The following is a 17,723-nucleotide window of genomic DNA, read 5'->3' as shown; positions in this document are numbered from 1 at the left end:
CGTCGCCGCGGGTGGGTACGGCTCAGTTCAACAGGGAGAGCAGTGCCGTCGCGGCGCCGTCGTCGTCGATCGAACCCGTGCTGTACGACGCGGCCGCTAGGACGAACGGCGGGGCGTGCCCCATGGCGACGTCGTACGCGGCCCACCGGAACATCTCGACGTCGTTCTCGCCGTCGCCGATCGCGACCGTGCGGCTCGCCTCGACACCGAGCTCCATGCGCACCTTCGCCAGCGCGGAGGCCTTGGAGATGCCGGGCGGGGTGACGTCGACCCAGTCGGGCCGGGTGGCGATCGCCGTCAGGCCGCGTGCCACCAGCGCGGGCACCATCTGGTCGGCGCCGGGTCCGTGCAGGACGATCCGGGGCGTCGCGTTGACCAGGAACTCGCCGATCGGCGCCTGGTGCTGGGCGCCGTTGAGCTCGTGGGCGGGGAAGGGGGCGCTGACCCGCCAGCCCTCGCCGACGATCTCGGCGGCGACCCGCACGGCCGGTGCCTCCTTCAGCGCGACGTCGATCACCAGGACGGCGTCGACGGTGTGCTCCTCGACCACCTGGTAGTGCTCGCCGAGCAGATGCGCGGTCACCGCGCCGTTGCTCGAGACGATCCAGACGTCCGTGAGCCCGAGCTGCAGCGCGGCGGAGACCGCGCCGAGCACGGAGCGCCCGGTGGCGAGGACGACGTGATGGCCGGCCCCGAGGACCTCGCCCATCGCGTGGCGAACGGCCGACGTCGGCGGGTGCCCCGTGCGCAGGAGCGTCCCGTCGATGTCGCACGCGATCATCAGCCGGGTGGCGAAGCTCGCGTCCGGCGCCGCGCTCGGGGGCTCGGTCGTCATGTTCTGGAGATTATTGGTGCTCTCCGGCCCAGGTGGGGCGGACACGGCGAGATGCCCGGCGATCAGGCTGGAAATTCCCCCAGGATCATGCGTTCAGCCAGACCACGTCGCTGTTCCCGGCCTTGAGGCACCGCACCATCAGAATCGGCCCGCTCGCTTCTTGCGCGAGGTCCGGGGCTTCGTGATCTCGTTGCCCTCGCCGTCGCGCAGCACCTTCCTGCCGTCCTGGTACAGGCCCACCAGGCCGAGCAACGCGAAGAACGCGGCGGGCAGCCACAGGAGAAGCCACCAACCACCCTGCACGGCCCACCAACCGAAGGCGACGGCGAGGGCGAGGAAGAAGATCGCCAGGCCCACCCCGAACGGATCGCGTTTTGCCCGGCTCGCCTTGTCGGTCGACGCCGCAAGCCGCCGAACCCTGGTGTCGATCGACTCCTGCAGGACCGTCCGCATGGTCGACTCCTCGTGCAGGTTGGCGAGGATCCGCTGGTCCTGCTCGACCTCGTCGCGCACGTGGGTGCTCCGCGCCCGCTTCAGCCAGAGAGCAACCACTCCGAGCAGCGAGGTCGCCGCCGTTCCGACGAATTCCCAGGGTATCGATGACGCTGCTTCGGTCTCCACGGTCAGAAAGTATGACCGCAGTTTCACTCCTCCAGGTACATCGCACCGGCCCTCCGCCGGGCAGGCAGCAGGCGACAGATGCAGGGCGGCCAGAATCGGCATGGCATTGGGTCTGGCTCCGGCTGCAGTGGCACCTACCCGACGCCGTCGTGCTCGTCGAGGTGCTCGACCGCGGGCGCGACATCCATGGCGGGTGGCCGCACGTCTCCTGCGTCCGCCGGCGGGCCTCAGCTCAGCAGTGACCACAGGGCGCTCGCAGCGCCGTCGTCGTCGAGGCTGCCGGTGCTTCGGTTGGCGGCCCCGGCGACGAACGGGGAGGCGTGGCCCATCGCGATGCTGTCCGCTGCCCACTGCAGCATCTCGACGTCGTTCTCGCCGTCGCCGAGCGCCGTTGTGTTGTGGCTCTCGACGCCGAGCTGCTCGCGGACCTTCTCCAGTGCCGTGGCCTTGCTGACGCCGGGTGCCGTGACGTCGACCCAGTCGAGCCGGGTGGCGATCGCGGTGAAGCCGTAGGCGACCAGCGCGGGCACGATCCGGTGCGCGTCCGGGCCGTGGAACGCGACGCGCGGCGTTGGGTTGGCCGCGACCTCCGTCAGTGGCCGGACGTACTGCGGGCCATTGAGTGAGCTCGCGGGGAACCGCCGGCTGACGCGCCAGCCGGCGCCAGTGATCTCGGCTGCGACCAGCAGGGCCGGTGACTGCCCGAGCGCCACGCGAATGGCGGTCTCGGCGTTCACGTCGTGCTGCTCGACGAGCTCGTACCGATCGCGGTGCAGGCGCGCCGTGATCGCCCCGTTGCTCGCGACAACCCACGTGTCGTTGAGGCCGAGTTGAACCCCGACCGGCACGGCCCCGATCAGCGACCGACCCGTCGCAAGCACCAGGTGGTGTCCAGCATGCAGGACGGCGTTCACCGCGTGGCGCACGTTGGGCGTTGCCGGCTCGCCGGTGCGCAACAGGGTCCCGTCGATGTCGCTCGCCACAAGGCGGCGGCCTGTTGGGGTGGCGGCGCGCGGCGCCGAGCTCTCGGGCATGGTCTCCATGCCCGTGGAGATTATTGACAGGCAACCGGGCCAGCGAGGAAGTTTCTCAGAATTTCTCCAGTTTGACTGCCGGGTGGTCTGGGAGCCGTTCGCCGACCGCGTCCGCGGCCTTCGCGATCAGGGTCCGGACCCGCCGGTCATAGACCGCGTCGAGCGCGAGGGTGTCGAAGATCTTCGTGTACAGCTCGACCTCGGCCTGTTGCGAGAGATTCAGCTCGGCACCGAATGTCTCGACCACGACCAGGTCGTCGTCATAGACCCAGAACCCGTGTGCCGGCGCGATCGCCACCTGTCGATCGATCGGGATCACACCCAGGCGCACGTTCGGCAGCATCGCAATCGTCACGAGCCGATCGAGCTGCCCCAGCAGCACCTCCGGCGAGCTGAGCGCGTAGTGCAGCACCGGCTCCGTGATCACGACGTGGAAGACCCGGCCGCGCTCGTACAGGACCTCCTGACGCCGCAGGCGCTCACTGACGGCGTCCTCGATCGGCACGCGGCGCCCGAACACCCGGGCGCTCTGTGCGAGCCGACTGCGGGCGTAGTCAGCGGTCTGCAGGAGCCCGGGGACGAAGGTCGACTCGAACATGCGGAAGACCTTGGTCCCGGACTCGCGGCGGCCGGCCGCCTGCTGCACCTGGACCTGGCCGCCACGCAGCAGCCGCTGCAGCTCGGCGTACCGCGTGACGAGTGTGTGCAGCTGGGCGAGCACGCTGTCGGTCTCATCGACGGCGTCGACGGCGCGGGTCCAGGCCCGCACGTCCGCGTCCGAGGGCGTCTGCTGCCCGTTCTCCAGCTTGGAGATTTTCGATGGTGGCCACGAGAGCGCTGCGGCGAGCTCCCGGCCTGAGAGGCCAGCAGCTCGCCGCAGTGCACGCAGCCGGGCGCCTAGCTCGTTGCGGGCGTCCCGGACGTCAGCGCTGTTGACTGTGCTTCGTGGCAAATTCGTCTCTCGTGGTGGAGGCGTGCACCGCGGCGTCACGCCAGTAGTTGTGCTCGACCACCACGGCCGGGTCGTCGATGAGTTCGAAGCCGACGAACTCGTCGTCGTCCGCGAAGTGCATCTTGGCCACGAGCCGAGAGTCGAACAACCAGTAGTCGTAGTCGGGCAGGGTGCCGGCGTCGGCCCGGTCGAGATAGCGGATGTCGTCGCCCTCGGCGTTCGAGCGGCCCGCGATCTGGATCGCCCACTCGCTGTAGGGCGTCAGCGGGACGGAGACCACTCGGACGCGGTGGAACCGCTTGCCCTCGCGCTGCCAGGTGGCGAGCTGCTCGAACCAGCCGGCCCGCCACCCCTGATCCAGGTCTCCGTCACGCAGCCAGCGCCCGAGCGGCTCCTGCTCGGCCGGCGAGTTGTAGTCGTCTCGAACCTCCAGGCGGAAAGCACTGTGCTCGAAGGTCTGGAACAGCTCGCCCCACGACGAGTCGCTCGCCGGGGTCAGGACACGCCTCCCTGCTCCTGGCGGTGCTTGATCGCCATGTCAATGATCTCGACCGGGATCTCGACGATCGTCTCGTGCGCCGGGATCTCGCCGACGCCGGCCAAGGCTTCCGGGTCGGTGACCCGCCACCCCTGCACGAGGTACGAGGTGCGGTCCTGCCGGTCGGTGGCGAACAGGGTCGGCGAGTTGGTGTCGCTCGATTCCGGGTCCTTGCCAAGGAACTGCACGCGCATGACGGTCTCCCTCGCTAGAAATCAGGTGAAACAGCCAGGCCATCGTGGGTGGCCTTGTCTGAGTGCGTCAAGGGGTGCCTGTGATCGGGCTCTGCGCCATTTCTGCGCCATTCGGCGCTTGACTGATCGTCACGGCTCGGTCAAACGTCCAGTTCAGAACGGTGCCCCGTACAGGACTTGAACCTGTGACCGAGAGATTATGAGTCTCCTGCTCTGACCAGCTGAGCTAACGGGGCCGCGCGGCACAAGCCGCGCAAGGATCCTACTGCCTCGGACAGTCGGTGCAGGTGAGAACCCACGCGGCGGGACGGCGTCCGCCTAGGTACGCTCGAAAGCGAGCGACGGGTGGCACGGCCGGGGGCTGCCGACCCGCCCCGTGAGCCAAGGACGGCGACATGGGTACCGAACCGGGCGAGGGCACCGAAGCCGTGACCGCGCGGAGCCGGCGGCTGATGCTGCTGCTCTCCGCCGCGATGTTCGTGCTGGTGGTCGACACCTCGCTGATGAACGTGTCGATCTCCGCCGTCATCCGGGACCTGGACACCACGGCCGGGGGAGTGCAGTCCGCCATCGCGCTCGAAGCGCTGGTCTCGGCCGCGTTCATCCTGATCAACAGCAAGGTCGGCGACCTGATCGGGCGCAAGCGCGCGTACGTGCTGGGGCTGCTGGCGTACGCGACCGGGGCGCTGGCGATGACGCTCGCCCAGAGCCTCACGGCGATCGTCATCTTCTGGGCGATCATCGGCGGGCTCGGGGCCTCGCTGCTCCTGCCCGCGATGCAGTCGCTGATCCACGGCAACTTCGAGGGCGGCGCCCAGAAGCAGGCGTACGCGATGGTCGGCGCGGCGGCCGCGATCGCCGCCGCCGTCGGCCCGCTGCTCGGCGGGTTCGTCACCACGTACCTGTCGTGGCGGGTCGGGTTCGGGCTGGAGGCGCTCATCATCGCCGTCGTCCTGGCCCAGATCCGGCTGGTGCGCGACGTCCCCTACACCGGCTCCCGCCAGGTCGACGTCGTCGGCGCGATCCTGTCCGTCATCGGCATGGGCGGCGTGGTGCTCGGCATCCTGGTCTGGCAGGAGGGCGGCGAGCTCGTCGGCGTGCTCATCCTGGTCGGGCTCGTGGCGCTGGTCGCGCTCGCCCGCTGGCTCGTGCGCCGCGAGCGCGAGCGCCGGGTCCCGCTGCTCGACCCCGACCTGTTCCGCCACCCCACCTTCACGACGGGGGTCACCGGGCAGATGCTCCAGCAGGTCACGCTGGGCGGGGCCATGATCGCCCTGCCGCTGTTCCTGCAGATGACCCTGGAGTACAACGCCCTCCAGGCGGGCCTCGCCCTGACCCCGCTCTCGCTCACGATGTTCGCCGCGGCGCTCGTGGCGGGACGGCGGGGCGGCAACCGGCGTCCGGCCGCGATCATCCGCACCGGGTTCCTGCTGGCCTGCCTCGGGATCGCCGTCATCATCCCGTTCGTCCCGCGCGTCGACAGCGGCTGGTACCTCGTGCTCCCGCTCGCGATCACGGGCTGCGGCCTGGGCCTGCTCGTCTCGCAGCTCAACAACTACACCCTCGCCCCCATCGAGGAGGAGCGTGTCAGCGAGGCCGCCGGCGTCAACTCGGCCGCCGGGTCCTTCGGCCTCTCGTTCGGGCTCGCCATGTCGGGCGGCATCCTGCTCGCCGCCCTCGCCCTCGGCTTCAACCAGCTAACCGCCGACAACCCGGTCATCCCCGAGGCCGAGCAGCAGCAGATCGCCACCGCGCTCGAGACCGACGCCGAGGTCATGAGCAACACCGCGCTCGCCGAGCAGATCACCGGACAGCCCCCGGAGGTCGAGGCCGAGGTGCTCGCCATCAACGACGAGGCCCGCAACCGCTCCCTCCAGGTGGCCCTGCTCGTCCCGCTGCTCGCAAGCCTCGTCGGACTCGGCAACTCCTTCCGCATGCTGCGGCTGCCCGACCACAAGCCCTCGTCCTCGCTCGACGGGACGGACCTCGGCTGAACCCGGCCCTGGCCCGGCGCCGGCCCGCGTCCATAGGAAATGTCCTGGCGCGCGCCCGACGTCCGCCCGTAGGTTCTGCGAGCCACACCCCCAACACGACTGGAGCACTCCCATGTCCTCGAACTTCCCGGTCGCCCTCTCGGGCGCCCGGGCCCGGACCCTCATGTGGGCGCACGAGCACGACGTCGACCACGCGGCGCTGAACCAGCTCCGCAACATCTCCGCCCTGCCCTGGGTCGAGGGCGTCCGCGTGATGCCCGACGTCCACCTCGGCAAGGGCGCGACCGTCGGCTCCGTCATCGCCATGCGCGACGCCGTGTCGCCCAACGCCGTCGGCGTCGACATCGGCTGCGGCATGATCGGCGTCCGCACCTCGCTCACCGCCAGTGACCTGCCCGACGACCTCTCCCGCCTCCGCAAGCGGATCGAGGCCACCATCCCGGTCGGGTTCCACTCGCACGACGAGCAGGTCGACCTGCGCCGGCTGCGGCCCGTCAAGGGGTCCGGTGGCCAGGAGCGGCTGCGCGGCGAGCAGATGTTCTGGGACCGGTTCGAGACCCTCCACCCCAAGGTCCGGCAGCTCGAGACCCGGGCGCGCAAGCAGCTCGGCTCCCTCGGCGGCGGCAACCACTTCGTCGAGGTGTGCCTGGACCAGGACGACCAGGTCTGGCTCCAGCTCCACTCCGGCTCCCGCAACATCGGCAAGGAGCTCGCCGAGCACCACGTCCGCATCGCCAAGGACCTGGAGCACAACAAGGGCCTCGTCGACCGGGAGCTCGCCGTGTTCCTCTCCGGCACGCCCCAGATGGACGCGTACCTCAACGACCTCTGGTGGGCGCAGGAGTACGCCGCCCGCTCGCGGGCGGTCATGATGGCGCTCGCCGTCCAGGCGGTCCGGGAGGAGTTCGCGGAGCTGCCCGACGGCGGCCGGGAGCTCACCTTCGACGAGGGCGTGAACGTGCACCACAACTACGTGGCGCGCGAGCAGATCGACGGCGCGGAGCTGATCGTCACCCGCAAGGGCGCGATCCGGGCGGGCCAGGGCGACCTGGGCCTCATCCCCGGGTCGATGGGTACGGGCTCCTACGTGGTGCGCGGGCTCGGCAACCCGGAGTCGTACTGGTCGGCGTCGCACGGCGCGGGCCGGCGGATGTCGCGGACCAAGGCCAAGAAGGAGTTCACCCTGGACGACCTCGCGGCCCAGACCGCGGGCGTCGAGTGCCGCAAGGACCAGGGGGTGCTGGATGAGATCCCCGGCGCCTACAAGGACCTCGACGCGGTGATCGCGGCGCAGTCCGATCTCGTCGAGGTCGTGGCGCGGCTGCGGACGGTGCTCTGCGTGAAGGGCTGAGCCTCTTCCGGGGCTGAGCGAAGGCGGCCGTCGTGGTCCGGAAATCCGGGTCGCGGTGGCCGCCTTCTGCGTCCGGGGCCACAGTTGATTCCAGGTCGAGGAGGTGGCCGACGTGGAGGAACGTGAACCGCAGCACGACGGCGGCACCGCCGAGAACCACGACGTGCGCTCCCTGCCCAAGCGGCGCCGTCGGACCCTGATCGCCCTGGGCCTGCTGCGGGCGTTCGCGACGTCGGGCCTGCTGGTGGCGCTCTACTACGTGCTGCCGCTCGACCGGTTCTCGGTGCCGTCGCTGGCGCTGGTCCTGGCGGTCGGCCTCGCGGCGCTCGGCGCGACGTCGTACTGGGAGATCCGCGCCATCGTGCGGTCCCGGTTCCCGGGCATGCGCGCGGTCCAGGCCCTCGCGACGCTGGTCCCGTTCTTCCTGCTCCTGTTCGCGTCGACCTACTTCACGCTCAGCACCCGCGAGCCTGCGACGTTCAGCGAGGCCCTCAGCCGGACCGACGCCCTCTACTTCACGATCTCGACGTTCGCGACGGTCGGCTTCGGGGACATCGTGGCGCAGACCGACGCCGTGCGGCTGCTCGTCTCCGGGCAGATCCTGCTCGACCTGGTCATCCTCGGCCTGGGCATCCGGGTGCTCCTCGGCGCGGTGCAGCGGGGGCGGTCGGGCGGGGGCTGACCTGAACCAGACGCCGGTGGGCTGACTGACGCGGACCGGCGGGGACTGGAACCGGGGGCGGCGTCTCTGGCACCCTGTGCGCGGTGAGCACCACCCCGGGCGAGACTCTCGCCCGCCCCCGCCCGGCAGCGCCGCCGGAGGCCCCAGCCGTCTCGGCGCGGGTCCGCGGGCTCGTCGTCCTGGTCTGGGTGGTGCTGCTCGCGCACCTCGCCGCCACGTTCGTCTGGGCGGCGCCGGGCTACCTGACCGGGCGGCCCGAGGGGGAGTCGGCCGGCGACCGGCCGTCGACGGGTGTGCAGCGGGCGCTGGAGGGCTACATGACGCCGGTCTTCGCGCAGAACTGGTCGGTCTTCGCGCCCACACCCCTGCACGTCGAGTACTCCCTGCGGGTGCGGGGCGTGTACGTGGGTGGGTCCGACGGCGACCTCGTGCCCGGGCCCTGGATCGACGCCACGGCCGTCGAGGTCCGCGCGCTGACCGGGCACCTGCTCCCGGCGGCGACCGAGCGCCCGTCGCGCCGCCTGGCCTCCGACCTCCGCGCCGCCTACCTCGCGCTGCCGGAGCGGGGGCGCGAGGTGGTGCTGGTGTCGCCGGTCAGGGGGAGCGGCGGGGACGTGGCAGTCGACGGGTCGGGTGGGGGCAGCGCGTCGAACGAGGACGCCGGGCCCTGGACCGACCTCCGGGCCGCGCTGCTCGACGTCGGGGGCGCGCCCGACGCCGTCGACACCTACCTCGGCCTGGACCAAGCGGCGGCCGCGTACGCGACGCAGGTGCTGCGGGCGTCTGGCGACCTGGCCGAGCCGGGCCCGGGCGTTCCCGCGGACGGCGCTGCCGAGCCCGCGTACGTCCAGGTGAGCGTGCTGCGCCAAGCCGTCGCGCCGCAGGGGAGCAGCGAGCGCCCTGCGCCGAGCGAGTTGTTGCTCGGCGCTCGTCCGCCCGTCGTCGTGCCCGGGCAGGACGACGGCGCCTTCCGCACGACCTGGGACGCGCTCCGCGAGCGCACCTCGTGACCCGCCTGCTCGACGCCGGCGTCCGCTGGATGACCGTCCGCGCCCACGCGACCTACGGCGTCGCGTTGATGCGCATCGTGCTCGGCCTGGGTGTCGCCGGGTGCGTCGTGGTGAACTTCCCCGCGCGCCAGGCCCTGTGGGGCACCGGCGGACGCTGGACGACGCCGCTCGGCGGGCACGCCCTGACCAGCGGTCCACTGCTCACGACGGGCTGTGCGGCGCTGCTCCTGGTCGCACTGCTGGTCGCCGCGGGCTGGCACGCCCGCTGGACGGTGCCGCTGCTGCTCCTCGGCTGGTCGGGGCTGACCGCGATCAACCCGCTCATCGCCGACCAGGGCGACAACATCTCCCGCATCCTGTTGGTCTACCTCTGCTTCGCGGACACGTCGGCCCACTGGTCCCTGGATGCCCGACGGCGGGAGCGCCGCGCGGACCGCGCGGCATCAGCCCCGGTGGCGCCGCCGTCGTCGGCCCTGGAGCCGGGCCGCGAACCGGGCCGGACCCAGGTGCGCAATCTGCTGCACAACGCCGCCGTGCTGGCCGTGGGCGCGCAGATCTGCCTGGTGTACGTGCTGTCGGGGCTGTTCAAGCTCCAGGGGGAGCAGTGGCGCGACGGCTCCGCGGTCTACTACCCGCTGTCGCTGCCGCAGTTCCGGCCGTGGCCCCCACTGGCCGACCTCATCGCGGCCAACGGCTGGCTCGTGGCCGCCGTGACATGGGGGACCCTCGCGCTCCAGCTCACGTTCCCGCTCCTGCTGCTGCAACGCCACACGCGGACGGCCGCCGTGGCCGGGGCGCTCGCCATGCACGCCGGCATCGCCGTCGTCATGGGCCTGCCGTTCTTCTCGCTCTTCATGATGGCGGGCGACTGCCTGTTCCTCCCCGCCCCCACCCGACACCCCGCCCGCCGACGCCGCGCGCGCCCCGCGATACGGCGTTGACCACAGCGGTTGCTGCCAAGCCGGTGGGCGTTCTGGCAGCAACTGCTGTGGTCAACACCTGGCGCGGAGCGCAGGTCGACCGACCGCAGCACCTAGGTGCCGGGTCAGCCCACCTGGTGGAGCCAGCGGACCGGCGCGCCCAGGCCGGCGTAGCGGAACGGCTCGAGCTCGTCGTCCCAGGCGGCGCCCAGGGCGAGGTCGAGGGCGTCCCGCATGGCGCGCGGGTCGGCGAGCTCCAGCGCGGCGCGGACCCGGTCCTCGGGCACCACGACGTTGCCGTGCACGTCGGTCATGGCGTGGAAGATGCCGAGGTCCGGGGTGTGGGACCAGCGGGCGCCGTCGGCGCCGTTGCTCGGATCCTCGGTCACCTCGTACCGCAGGTGGGACCACCCGCGCAGGGCGGACGCCAGCTTGGCGCCCGTACCCTGCGGACCCTGCCACGAGTACTCGGCGCGGTACAGGCCGCGCCCAGCAGGCTGCGCGGTCCAGTCCATGGAAACGCGCACGCCGAGGACGTTCCCCGCGGCCCACTCGATGTGGGGGCACAGGGCACGAGGTGCGGAATGCACAAAAAGCACACCCCGCGTGATGACACCGGCCATGTCTTCCTCCCTGGTTCGAGGTACGTCTTCCCCTACGTCCTCACCAGGGCGGTGACGCTGTGGTCGGCTGCACAGCGGTGCTTCGGACCACATCCTGCCCGATCCATCGGAGACATGCGAGGCGAAACGACGCGCATGTCACCGAAAGAATCACTTCGTACGACGAGTTCGTGCGGCACATTCTTGCCTAAAAGGACGTACCGCCACTAGAGCCCGGACGAATCTCCTGATGATTCATCCCACATGCGTGTTTTGTACGAAAAGGAGCCGAAGTCCCTCACAGGCGCGCGCGAAGCTCCCGCATCGCGGCCCGGCGGGTCTCCTTCTGGAGCCGGTCCAGGTAGACCATGCCGTCGAGGTGGTCGGTCTCGTGCTGGAGGCAGCGCGCCATGATCCCGGTGCCCTCGACGGTGATCGGCTCGCCGTCCAGGTTGATGCCCTCCACCCGCGCGTAGTTGGCGCGCACGGTGGGGTACCAGAGCCCGGGGACGGACAGGCAGCCCTCGCCGCCGTCCTGCTGCTCCTCGCCCAGCTCGACGATGCGCGGGTTGATCACGTAGCCGATCTCGCCCTCGATGTTCCACGAGAACGCGCGCAGCGAGACACCGATCTGGTTGGCGGCAAGCCCGGCGCGCCCCTCGTCGTCCACGGTCTCGACCAGGTCGGCGATCAGCCCGCGTACACGGTCGTCGATCGTCGTCACGGTGTCGCACGGGGTGCGCAGCACGGGGTCGGGAACCAGTCGGATCTCACGCATTGCCATGCGCACATTCTCCCATGTCAGGACCCGAGGGCCGCCGTCGGCACACCCCGGACATGTCAGACGCTCAGGTCACCGGGGTGACCTGAGCGTCTGACACGTACCTCGGTCTAGGCGTTCTGGATCACCAGGGCGACGTTGTGCCCGCCGAACCCGAACGAGTTGTTGATCGCGGCGATGTCGCCGCCCGGCAGCTTGGCCGGCTCGTTGCGCACGAGCGGCACCTGCAGCTCGGGGTCGGGGTTCTCCACGTTGATCGTGGGCGGGGCGAGCCGCTCGGCGATCGCCTTGATCGCGAACACCGACTCGATGGCGCCGGCGCCGCCCAGCAGGTGGCCGGTCATCGACTTGGTGGCCGAGAGCTGCACGTGGTCGGCGTCCGACCCGAAGAGCTTGCGGATCGAGGCCGTCTCGGTGAGGTCGCCCACCTTGGTGGAGGTGGCGTGCGCGTTGACGTGCACGATGTCGGAGGCCGTCACGCCGGCGTCCTCCATGGCGAAGCGCATGGCCGTCACCTGGCCCGTGCCCTCGGGGTCGGGGGAGGTGATGTGGTACGCGTCGGACGAGAGGCCCACGCCGCTGACCTTGGCGTAGACGCGGGCGCCGCGGGCGGCGGCGTGCTCCGCGCTCTCCAGCACCAGCACGGCCGCGCCCTCGCCGAGCACGAAGCCGTCGCGGTCGACGTCGTAGGGGCGGGAGGCGTGCTCCGGGTCGTCGTTGCGCAGCGAGAGCGTGCGCGACGCCGCGAACGCGCCCAGCGGCATCGGGTGGATCGACGCCTCGGTGCCGCCGGCGACGACGACGTCGGCGCGGCCGGAGCGGATCATCTCCACGGCGTAGCCCACGGCCTCCGCGCCCGAGGCGCAGGCCGAGACCAGCGCGTGCGTGCCGGCGCGGGCGCCGAGCTCGAGCGACACGTAGGCCGACGGCGAGTTCGGCATGAGCATGGGGACGGTCATGGGCAGCATGCGCCTGGCGCCGCGCTCACGCAGCGTGTCCCAGCCGTCCAGGATGGTCTGGATGCCGCCGATGCCGGACGAGACCACGGCGCCGAGCCGCTCGCCCGGGACCTCGGGGCTGCCCGCGTCGGCCCAGGCCTCGCGGGTCGCGACGATCGCGTACTGCGCGGACGGGTCCATGCGCTTGGTCTCGGGGCGGGACAGGACCTCGGCCGGGTCCACCTTGATGGTGGCGGCGAAGGTCACGGGGATCCCGTACTTCTCGGCCCAGTCGTTCTCCAGGGTGCGCGCACCGGACACGCCGGCGAGCGCGGCCTCCCACGTGGAGGCCACGTCACCGCCGAGCGGTGTGGTGGCGCCGAGGCCCGTGACGACGACTTCGCGTGCGGAGGTCATGATGATGCTCCCGAGGGTGGTGGGACGAAGGGGGCAGGTGCTCTCTGGGTGCTGCCTGGTGGGCAGCGGATGCCCGACGGCGGCGCGGGCCGGTGGATCTCAGCCGGCCGCGCCGCCGCCGTCGGGGGGCGGCTCAGTCCTGGGCGCCCTTGATGAAGCTCACGGCGTCGCCGACGGTCGCGAGGTTCTTGACCTCCTCGTCCGGGATGCGAACCCCGAACTTGTCCTCGGCGTGCGTGACGATGGTCATCATCGACAGGGAGTCGATGTCGAGGTCGTCCGTGAAGGACTTCTCGAGCAGGACGTCGGCCGTGTCGAGGCCCGTCTCCTCGGCGACGATCTCGGCGAGGCCCTCGAGGATCTCCTGGTCCGTGTTGGCCATGGGACTTCCTATCTTTCGTTAACGGTCACCGGCGCCGTCGGGCACCGGAGTCTTGCTGGTCAGATCTTGGCGCATCCTGCGACCGAAATGCACAACGGGACGTCCCGCGACCCCGGCCGCACCCTGGCTACGGCAGCACCACGACCTGTGCGGCGTAGACCAGGCCCGCGCCGAAGCCGATCTGGAGGGCGAGGTCGCCGGACTTGGCCTGTCCCTCGGACAGGAGCCGCTCGGCCGCCAGGGGGATCGACGCGGCGGACGTGTTGCCGGTCTCGGCGATGTCGCGCGCGATCACCACGCTGTCGGGCAGGCCGAGCTGCTTCTTCATCTGGTCGATGATGCGCATGTTGGCCTGGTGCGGGATGAAGACCTGGATGTCCTCGGCCGTCACACCCGCCTCCGCCATGGCCTTCTCGGCGACGGGGGCCATCTGGAAGCTCGCCCACTTGAACACCGGCTGGCCGTCCTGGCGCAGCGTGGGCCACCCGAGCGAGGGGTCCTCGCGCCACTCGGTCCACGAGTGCGTCTGCCGGATCACGTCGGCCTTGGAGCCGTCCGAGCCCCACACCGTCGGGCCGATGCCCGGCGTGTCCGACGGGCCGACGATCGCGGCGCCCGCGCCGTCGCCCAGCAGGAACGAGATGGAGCGGTCGGTCGGGTCGATGATCTCGCTGAGCTTCTCGGCGCCGATCACCAGCACGTGCCGGGCCAGACCGGCCCGGACCAGGGCGTCCGCCTGGCCGATGCCGTACGCGTAGCCGGCGCAGGCCGCCGACACGTCGTAGGCGGCCGCGGGCGTCGCGCCGATCCGCTCGGCCAGGATCGCGGCCCCGGACGGCGTCATGTGCATGTGCGTGATCGTCGACAGGATGATCGCGTCGATGTCGGCGCCGACCAGGCCGGCGGACTCCAGCGCCTTCTTCGCGGCGGCCTCGGCCAGGTCGAGCACGTCCTTGTCGGCGCCCGCCCGACGGCGCGTGACGATGCCGGTGCGCTGGCGGATCCACTCGTCCGAGGAGTCGATGGGGCCCGCGATGTCGTCGTTCGTCACGACGAGCTCGCCGCGCTCCGCGCCGATCGCGAGGATCTTCGAGAACTGCGTGGGCTGGGCCTGCTGCAGGGTGGTCACTGGGCTGCTCCGGTCGCACTCGTGCCAGTGGAAAGGGCGTTGCTGTGTGCCGCGATGAGCTCGCGGGCCGCGTCGAGGTCGGCGGGCGACTTGACCGCCACCGTCTCGACACCCTTGAGGCCGCGCTTGGCCAGACCCGTCAGGACGCCGCCGGGGGCGAGCTCCAGCAGGCCCGTGACGCCGCGCTCGGCGAGGTTCGTCATGATCAGGTCCCAGCGCACCGGGGCCGTGACCTGGCCCGCGATGTTGCGCAGCACGTCGGCGCCGGTCCCGTGACCGTGGGCGCCGCCGGTGTAGGCGGTCCCGTCCAGGTCGGCGAGGAACGGCAGCGTCGGGTCGGCGGAGTCCCAGCCGAGGGCGACGGGCTCGAACTCGGCGCGCGCCGCGTCCATGAACCGCGTGTGGAACGCGCCGGCCACCTGCAGCGGGATCACGCGGGCGCGGGTCGGCGGGTTCTCGGCCAGCTTGGCGAGATCCTCCAGCGCGCCCGCGGCGACGGTCTGGCCGGCGCCGTTCACGTTGGCGGGCCACAGGCCCGCGGCCTCGATCGCGGCGAGCACCTCGTCCGGGTCGCCGCCCACGACGGCGCTCATGCCCGACGGCGCGGCGGCGGCGGCCGTGGCCATCGCCCGGGCGCGGCGCGCGACCAGGCCGGCCGCGCCGTCGTCGGTCAGGGCGCCCGCCACCGCGGCGGCCGACAGCTCGCCGACCGAGTGGCCGGCGGTGACGTCCACGACGTCCGCGGCGGAGCGGCCGTCGAGCAGGGCGCGCAGCGCGAGCAGGGAGGTGGTGACGATCAGCGGCTGGGCCACGGCGGTGTCGCGGATCGTGTCCGCGTCCGACGTCGTGCCGTGGGCCACGAGGTCCAGGCCGGCGGCCTCGGAGGCTGCCGCAAGGCGTTGTTCGGTTCCGGGCAGCTCGAGCCAGTCGCTGAGCATCCCGGGGGTCTGAGAGCCCTGTCCAGGGCAGACGACGGCGAGCACGCGTCCACTCTGCCAACCCGAGCCGCTCCCGGGACGTCGCGACCTGTACCAACCTGGTCGGGGGCCCTTGTCGGGAACCTACAAGGCGCCCGAATCGGGCGCAGGTTAGTGACGTACGTCTCGCCGGGGTCAGCCCCGGCCGAGCTGGCCCAGCGCCAGCGCCACCTGCAGCACGAACGACTCGCGGGCGTCGAGCGGGTCCCAGCCCGTGATCTCGGAGACCTTGCGCAGGCGGTAGCGCACGGTGTTGGGGTGAACGTACAGATGGCGGGCGGCCGCCTCCAGGGAGCGGCCCGTGCCGAGGTAGGCCGAGAGGGTCTCCAGCACGGCGCCGCCGGCGTCCTGCAGCGGGGTGAACGCCTGGGCGATGAGCGTGGCGCGGGCGGTGTAGTCGCCGGTCAGCACGCGCTCGGGCAGCAGGTCGTCCGCCATGACGGGGCGGGGCGCCTGCGGCCACGCCGGCGCGGCCGTGAGGCCGGCGAGCGCGGAGCGGGCCGACCGCGGGGCGTCGGTCAGGCTGGGCACCTGCGTGCCGATCACCACGGGCCCGGTGCCGAAGCGCGACATCAGCGACGTCGCCGCGGCCACGAGATCGCCCTCGCCCCCGAGCACGAGCACGAGCCGGTCGCCGTGGATGCCGACGAGCGCGTCGCCCGCCGCGCGGCGGGCCACCCGACGGATCTCGGCGGTGCGGATCTCGTCGAGCTCCTCGGTCGCCAGCCCCACGACCACGAGCGCGTTGCCCCGGCCGCTCCAGCCGAGGGCCGAAATGCGCGAGCGCAGCGAGTCGTCGCCGTCGCCGCGCACCAGGGCGTCGACCACGAGCGCCTCCAGGCGGGCGTCCCAGGCGCCGCGCCACTCGGCCGCGCGGGCGTAGACCTCGGCCGCGGAGAACGCGACCTCACGGGAGTAGCGCAGCACGGCCTCGCGCAGGTCACGCTCGCCGCCGGGGGCGGCGATGCGGTCGGAGTGCGTCTCGACGACGTCGACCACCACGCGCACGAGCTGCAGCGTGTGCTGCAGGGAGATGGAGCGGGTCAGCTCGGTGGGCGCCGCGGCGAAGATCTCGCTGACGCCGTGCGGCGGTCGGTTCGGGTCGGTGAACCACGAGGTGAACGCGTTGATGCCGGCCTGGGCGACGAGGCCCACGTAGGAGCGGTCCTCGGCAGGAAGATCGCGGTACCAGTTGAGGTCCTCGTCGAGGCGGCGCATCGCCGCCGCCGTGAGCACGCCGCTGGCCTCGCGGACGCGCTGGAGGTTCATCGGGAAGCCGGCGGGGTCCAGACCGGCGTCGGGCTCCGTGGTGCCCTCGGGGCCCGCGTCGAGTGCCTGACCGGCGTCCTGGTCGGCGCTGCGGTCGGTCGCCTGCCCGGCCTCCCGGTCGGTCTTCTGGGCGCTGCCTCGAGCGGCCCGTCGCGTTGCTGGCACCCCGGCAGCATACGAGCCTCAGTTGTGGGGAGTCCACAAACGGACTTTCGCGACAGTGCTCCTCCAGTGAGTGCGGGTGAGAAACTGTAGGGTCGAGGCATGGCCCTGATGCACCGGCTCCGTCGACTCATCCGTCGGCCCTTGTCTGCGTCCACGGTCGGGGCCCGCCGGCCGTCACCGTCGGCACCCCGGCGTGGGGACGTGGGACACGAGGACGCGCTACGAGCGCAGCTGACCGACGATCCCAACAACGAGGAGGCGTTCGCCGCCCTGGCGGAGATCGTCCGCCGGCGGGCCGCCGAGGACCCGACGCTGGAGGACCCGCTGCGGGACTACTCGGAGGAGATCCCGGAGTCGAAGCAGCGCGAGGCCGACCTGGCGGTCTGGTCCCTCGCCGAGGAGCTGGCCGGGCATCCGCGCGGCTGGTACCCGCTGATCGAGCTGGGCCGGCTGTCGCTGGCCGACGACCCGGAGGGCGCCGTCCGCCGGTTCATCACCGCCGCCGAGCGGGACCCGGACGGCAACGCCCTGGCCGAGGGGCTGGCGATCCTGCGCGCCAACGGGATGCCCGTCGAGGCCCTGGGCCTCGGAGTGGGGCACTGGCGGGTGCGGGAGCACTCGCCCGTCGTCGGCAAGCACCTCGTGCTGGCGGCGCTGGAGGCCGACCGGGTGTTCGAGGCGAAGCAGCACCTGCGCGCCCTGGACCTGCACCCGGACACCAAGACGGTCAAGCCGCTGCAGGCGGAGCTGGCGAAGGCGATCGCGGCGGCCGAGAAGGGGTAGCGCCGGACGGCGCGGAACGCCGGCGGAACGCCCGCGGAACGCGCGCCGAACGAGAAAGAGCTGCGGGGGAAAGGGGGGGCGGGGGGGCGGGGCGCTTTTTTTCTCCCCCCGGGGGAGGCTTTTCTCCCCCCCTCTCCCTACTTGCCCGC

Annotated in this window: 19 protein-coding genes and 1 tRNA gene; 6 read left to right on the top strand and 14 right to left on the bottom strand. The window is 71.8% G+C overall.

The window, feature by feature from the left end; genetic code table 11:
- Positions 1–22: 22 nt before the first annotated feature.
- The 7 genes from ACFV9Q_RS10355 to ACFV9Q_RS10325 all read right to left on the bottom strand — a co-directional run bounded on the left by ACFV9Q_RS10355 (position 23) and on the right by ACFV9Q_RS10325 (position 4,410).
- On the bottom strand, positions 23–835 hold the full coding sequence (locus ACFV9Q_RS10355) for an HAD family hydrolase (protein WP_377234342.1): 813 nt from the start codon (positions 833–835) through the stop codon (positions 23–25).
- Between the two features lie 138 nt (positions 836–973).
- Positions 974–1,456 (bottom strand): hypothetical protein, encoded by a 483-nt coding sequence (locus tag ACFV9Q_RS10350; RefSeq protein ID WP_377234341.1) that lies wholly within the window; start codon positions 1,454–1,456, stop codon positions 974–976.
- Between the two features lie 227 nt (positions 1,457–1,683).
- The gene (locus ACFV9Q_RS10345; protein ID WP_377234340.1) at positions 1,684–2,499 is read right to left on the bottom strand and encodes an HAD family hydrolase; all 816 of its coding nucleotides are present in this window, start codon (positions 2,497–2,499) and stop codon (positions 1,684–1,686) included.
- Between the two features lie 46 nt (positions 2,500–2,545).
- Positions 2,546–3,481, bottom strand: a complete 936-nt coding sequence (locus ACFV9Q_RS10340) for a DUF5753 domain-containing protein (protein ID WP_377234339.1) — start codon at positions 3,479–3,481, stop codon at positions 2,546–2,548.
- On the bottom strand, positions 3,414–3,908 hold the full coding sequence (locus ACFV9Q_RS10335) for a DUF6879 family protein (RefSeq protein ID WP_377234517.1): 495 nt from the start codon (positions 3,906–3,908) through the stop codon (positions 3,414–3,416). Before ACFV9Q_RS10335 ends, ACFV9Q_RS10340 begins: the two co-directional genes overlap by 68 nt.
- 29 nt (positions 3,909–3,937) lie before the next feature.
- Positions 3,938–4,174 carry a hypothetical protein gene (locus ACFV9Q_RS10330; protein ID WP_377234338.1) on the bottom strand — a complete coding sequence of 79 codons (237 nt, stop codon included), beginning with the start codon at positions 4,172–4,174 and terminating at the stop codon, positions 3,938–3,940.
- 162 nt (positions 4,175–4,336) lie between these two features.
- Positions 4,337–4,410, bottom strand: a tRNA-Ile gene (locus ACFV9Q_RS10325).
- A 159-nt stretch (positions 4,411–4,569) separates the two neighbouring features.
- Between ACFV9Q_RS10325 and ACFV9Q_RS10320 the strand changes: the two genes are divergently transcribed.
- The 5 genes from ACFV9Q_RS10320 (at position 4,570) to ACFV9Q_RS10300 (ending at position 10,152) form a co-directional block, all read left to right on the top strand.
- A complete protein-coding gene (locus ACFV9Q_RS10320; RefSeq protein WP_377234337.1) occupies positions 4,570–6,168 on the top strand; it encodes an MFS transporter in 1,599 nt (532 codons plus the stop codon).
- Positions 6,169–6,280: 112 nt separating this feature from the next.
- On the top strand, positions 6,281–7,519 hold the full coding sequence (locus tag ACFV9Q_RS10315; RefSeq protein WP_377231226.1) for an RtcB family protein: 1,239 nt from the start codon (positions 6,281–6,283) through the stop codon (positions 7,517–7,519).
- A 112-nt stretch (positions 7,520–7,631) separates the two neighbouring features.
- Positions 7,632–8,201: a potassium channel family protein gene (locus ACFV9Q_RS10310; RefSeq protein WP_377234336.1), complete on the top strand. Its 570-nt coding sequence runs from the start codon at positions 7,632–7,634 to the stop codon at positions 8,199–8,201.
- 83 nt (positions 8,202–8,284) lie between these two features.
- Complete coding sequence (locus tag ACFV9Q_RS10305) at positions 8,285–9,211, top strand: DUF5819 family protein (protein ID WP_377234335.1); 927 nt, start codon at positions 8,285–8,287, stop codon at positions 9,209–9,211.
- Positions 9,208–10,152 carry an HTTM domain-containing protein gene (locus ACFV9Q_RS10300; RefSeq protein WP_377234334.1) on the top strand — a complete coding sequence of 315 codons (945 nt, stop codon included), beginning with the start codon at positions 9,208–9,210 and terminating at the stop codon, positions 10,150–10,152. Before ACFV9Q_RS10305 ends, ACFV9Q_RS10300 begins: the two co-directional genes overlap by 4 nt.
- A gap of 104 nt (positions 10,153–10,256) precedes the next feature.
- Here the strand turns inward: ACFV9Q_RS10300 and ACFV9Q_RS10295 are convergent, their stop codons facing one another.
- From ACFV9Q_RS10295 to ACFV9Q_RS10265, 7 genes are all read right to left on the bottom strand, one after another.
- Entirely contained in the window at positions 10,257–10,754 is a 498-nt protein-coding gene (locus tag ACFV9Q_RS10295) for a DUF3145 domain-containing protein (RefSeq protein WP_285103962.1), read from the bottom strand.
- Positions 10,755–11,031: 277 nt separating this feature from the next.
- Positions 11,032–11,517 (bottom strand): peptide deformylase, encoded by a 486-nt coding sequence (gene def, locus ACFV9Q_RS10290; RefSeq protein ID WP_377234333.1) that lies wholly within the window; start codon positions 11,515–11,517, stop codon positions 11,032–11,034.
- 107 nt (positions 11,518–11,624) lie between these two features.
- Entirely contained in the window at positions 11,625–12,869 is a 1,245-nt protein-coding gene (fabF, locus tag ACFV9Q_RS10285) for a beta-ketoacyl-ACP synthase II (protein WP_377234332.1), read from the bottom strand.
- Between the two features lie 133 nt (positions 12,870–13,002).
- Positions 13,003–13,251 carry an acyl carrier protein gene (locus ACFV9Q_RS10280; RefSeq protein WP_020014121.1) on the bottom strand — a complete coding sequence of 83 codons (249 nt, stop codon included), beginning with the start codon at positions 13,249–13,251 and terminating at the stop codon, positions 13,003–13,005.
- Between the two features lie 127 nt (positions 13,252–13,378).
- Positions 13,379–14,380: a beta-ketoacyl-ACP synthase III gene (locus ACFV9Q_RS10275; protein WP_377232121.1), complete on the bottom strand. Its 1,002-nt coding sequence runs from the start codon at positions 14,378–14,380 to the stop codon at positions 13,379–13,381.
- Positions 14,377–15,363 carry an ACP S-malonyltransferase gene (locus ACFV9Q_RS10270; RefSeq protein ID WP_377234331.1) on the bottom strand — a complete coding sequence of 329 codons (987 nt, stop codon included), beginning with the start codon at positions 15,361–15,363 and terminating at the stop codon, positions 14,377–14,379. The genes ACFV9Q_RS10275 and ACFV9Q_RS10270 overlap by 4 nt, the downstream gene beginning before the upstream one ends.
- A gap of 129 nt (positions 15,364–15,492) precedes the next feature.
- Positions 15,493–16,791, bottom strand: coding sequence for a PucR family transcriptional regulator (locus tag ACFV9Q_RS10265; protein WP_377234330.1), 1,299 nt, complete (start codon positions 16,789–16,791; stop codon positions 15,493–15,495).
- A gap of 201 nt (positions 16,792–16,992) precedes the next feature.
- Here ACFV9Q_RS10265 and ACFV9Q_RS10260 point away from each other — a divergent pair, with 201 nt between their 5' ends.
- The gene (locus ACFV9Q_RS10260) at positions 16,993–17,574 is read left to right on the top strand and encodes a hypothetical protein (RefSeq protein WP_377234329.1); all 582 of its coding nucleotides are present in this window, start codon (positions 16,993–16,995) and stop codon (positions 17,572–17,574) included.
- Positions 17,575–17,723: the final 149 nt, after the last annotated feature.

It is taken from the genome of Promicromonospora sp. NPDC059942, assembly GCF_042731755.1.
Lineage (GTDB): Bacteria > Actinomycetota > Actinomycetes > Actinomycetales > Cellulomonadaceae > Promicromonospora.
The sequence above is the reverse complement of the archived record's forward strand: the minus strand, read 5'-3'. Positions and strand labels throughout refer to the sequence as shown.

Excerpts from the sequence above, each read along its gene's own strand:
- ACFV9Q_RS10355 (WP_377234342.1), bottom strand. The coding sequence starts at position 835 with ATGACGACCGAGCCCCCGAGCGCGGCGCCGGACGCGAGCTTCGCCACC.
- ACFV9Q_RS10345 (WP_377234340.1), bottom strand. The coding sequence starts at position 2,499 with ATGGAGACCATGCCCGAGAGCTCGGCGCCGCGCGCCGCCACCCCAACA.
- ACFV9Q_RS10330 (WP_377234338.1), bottom strand. The coding sequence starts at position 4,174 with ATGCGCGTGCAGTTCCTTGGCAAGGACCCGGAATCGAGCGACACCAAC.
- ACFV9Q_RS10320 (WP_377234337.1), top strand. The coding sequence starts at position 4,570 with ATGGGTACCGAACCGGGCGAGGGCACCGAAGCCGTGACCGCGCGGAGC.
- ACFV9Q_RS10315 (WP_377231226.1), top strand. The coding sequence starts at position 6,281 with ATGTCCTCGAACTTCCCGGTCGCCCTCTCGGGCGCCCGGGCCCGGACC.
- ACFV9Q_RS10295 (WP_285103962.1), bottom strand. The coding sequence starts at position 10,754 with ATGGCCGGTGTCATCACGCGGGGTGTGCTTTTTGTGCATTCCGCACCT.
- def (WP_377234333.1), bottom strand. The coding sequence starts at position 11,517 with ATGGCAATGCGTGAGATCCGACTGGTTCCCGACCCCGTGCTGCGCACC.
- fabF (WP_377234332.1), bottom strand. The coding sequence starts at position 12,869 with ATGACCTCCGCACGCGAAGTCGTCGTCACGGGCCTCGGCGCCACCACA.
- ACFV9Q_RS10280 (WP_020014121.1), bottom strand. The coding sequence starts at position 13,251 with ATGGCCAACACGGACCAGGAGATCCTCGAGGGCCTCGCCGAGATCGTC.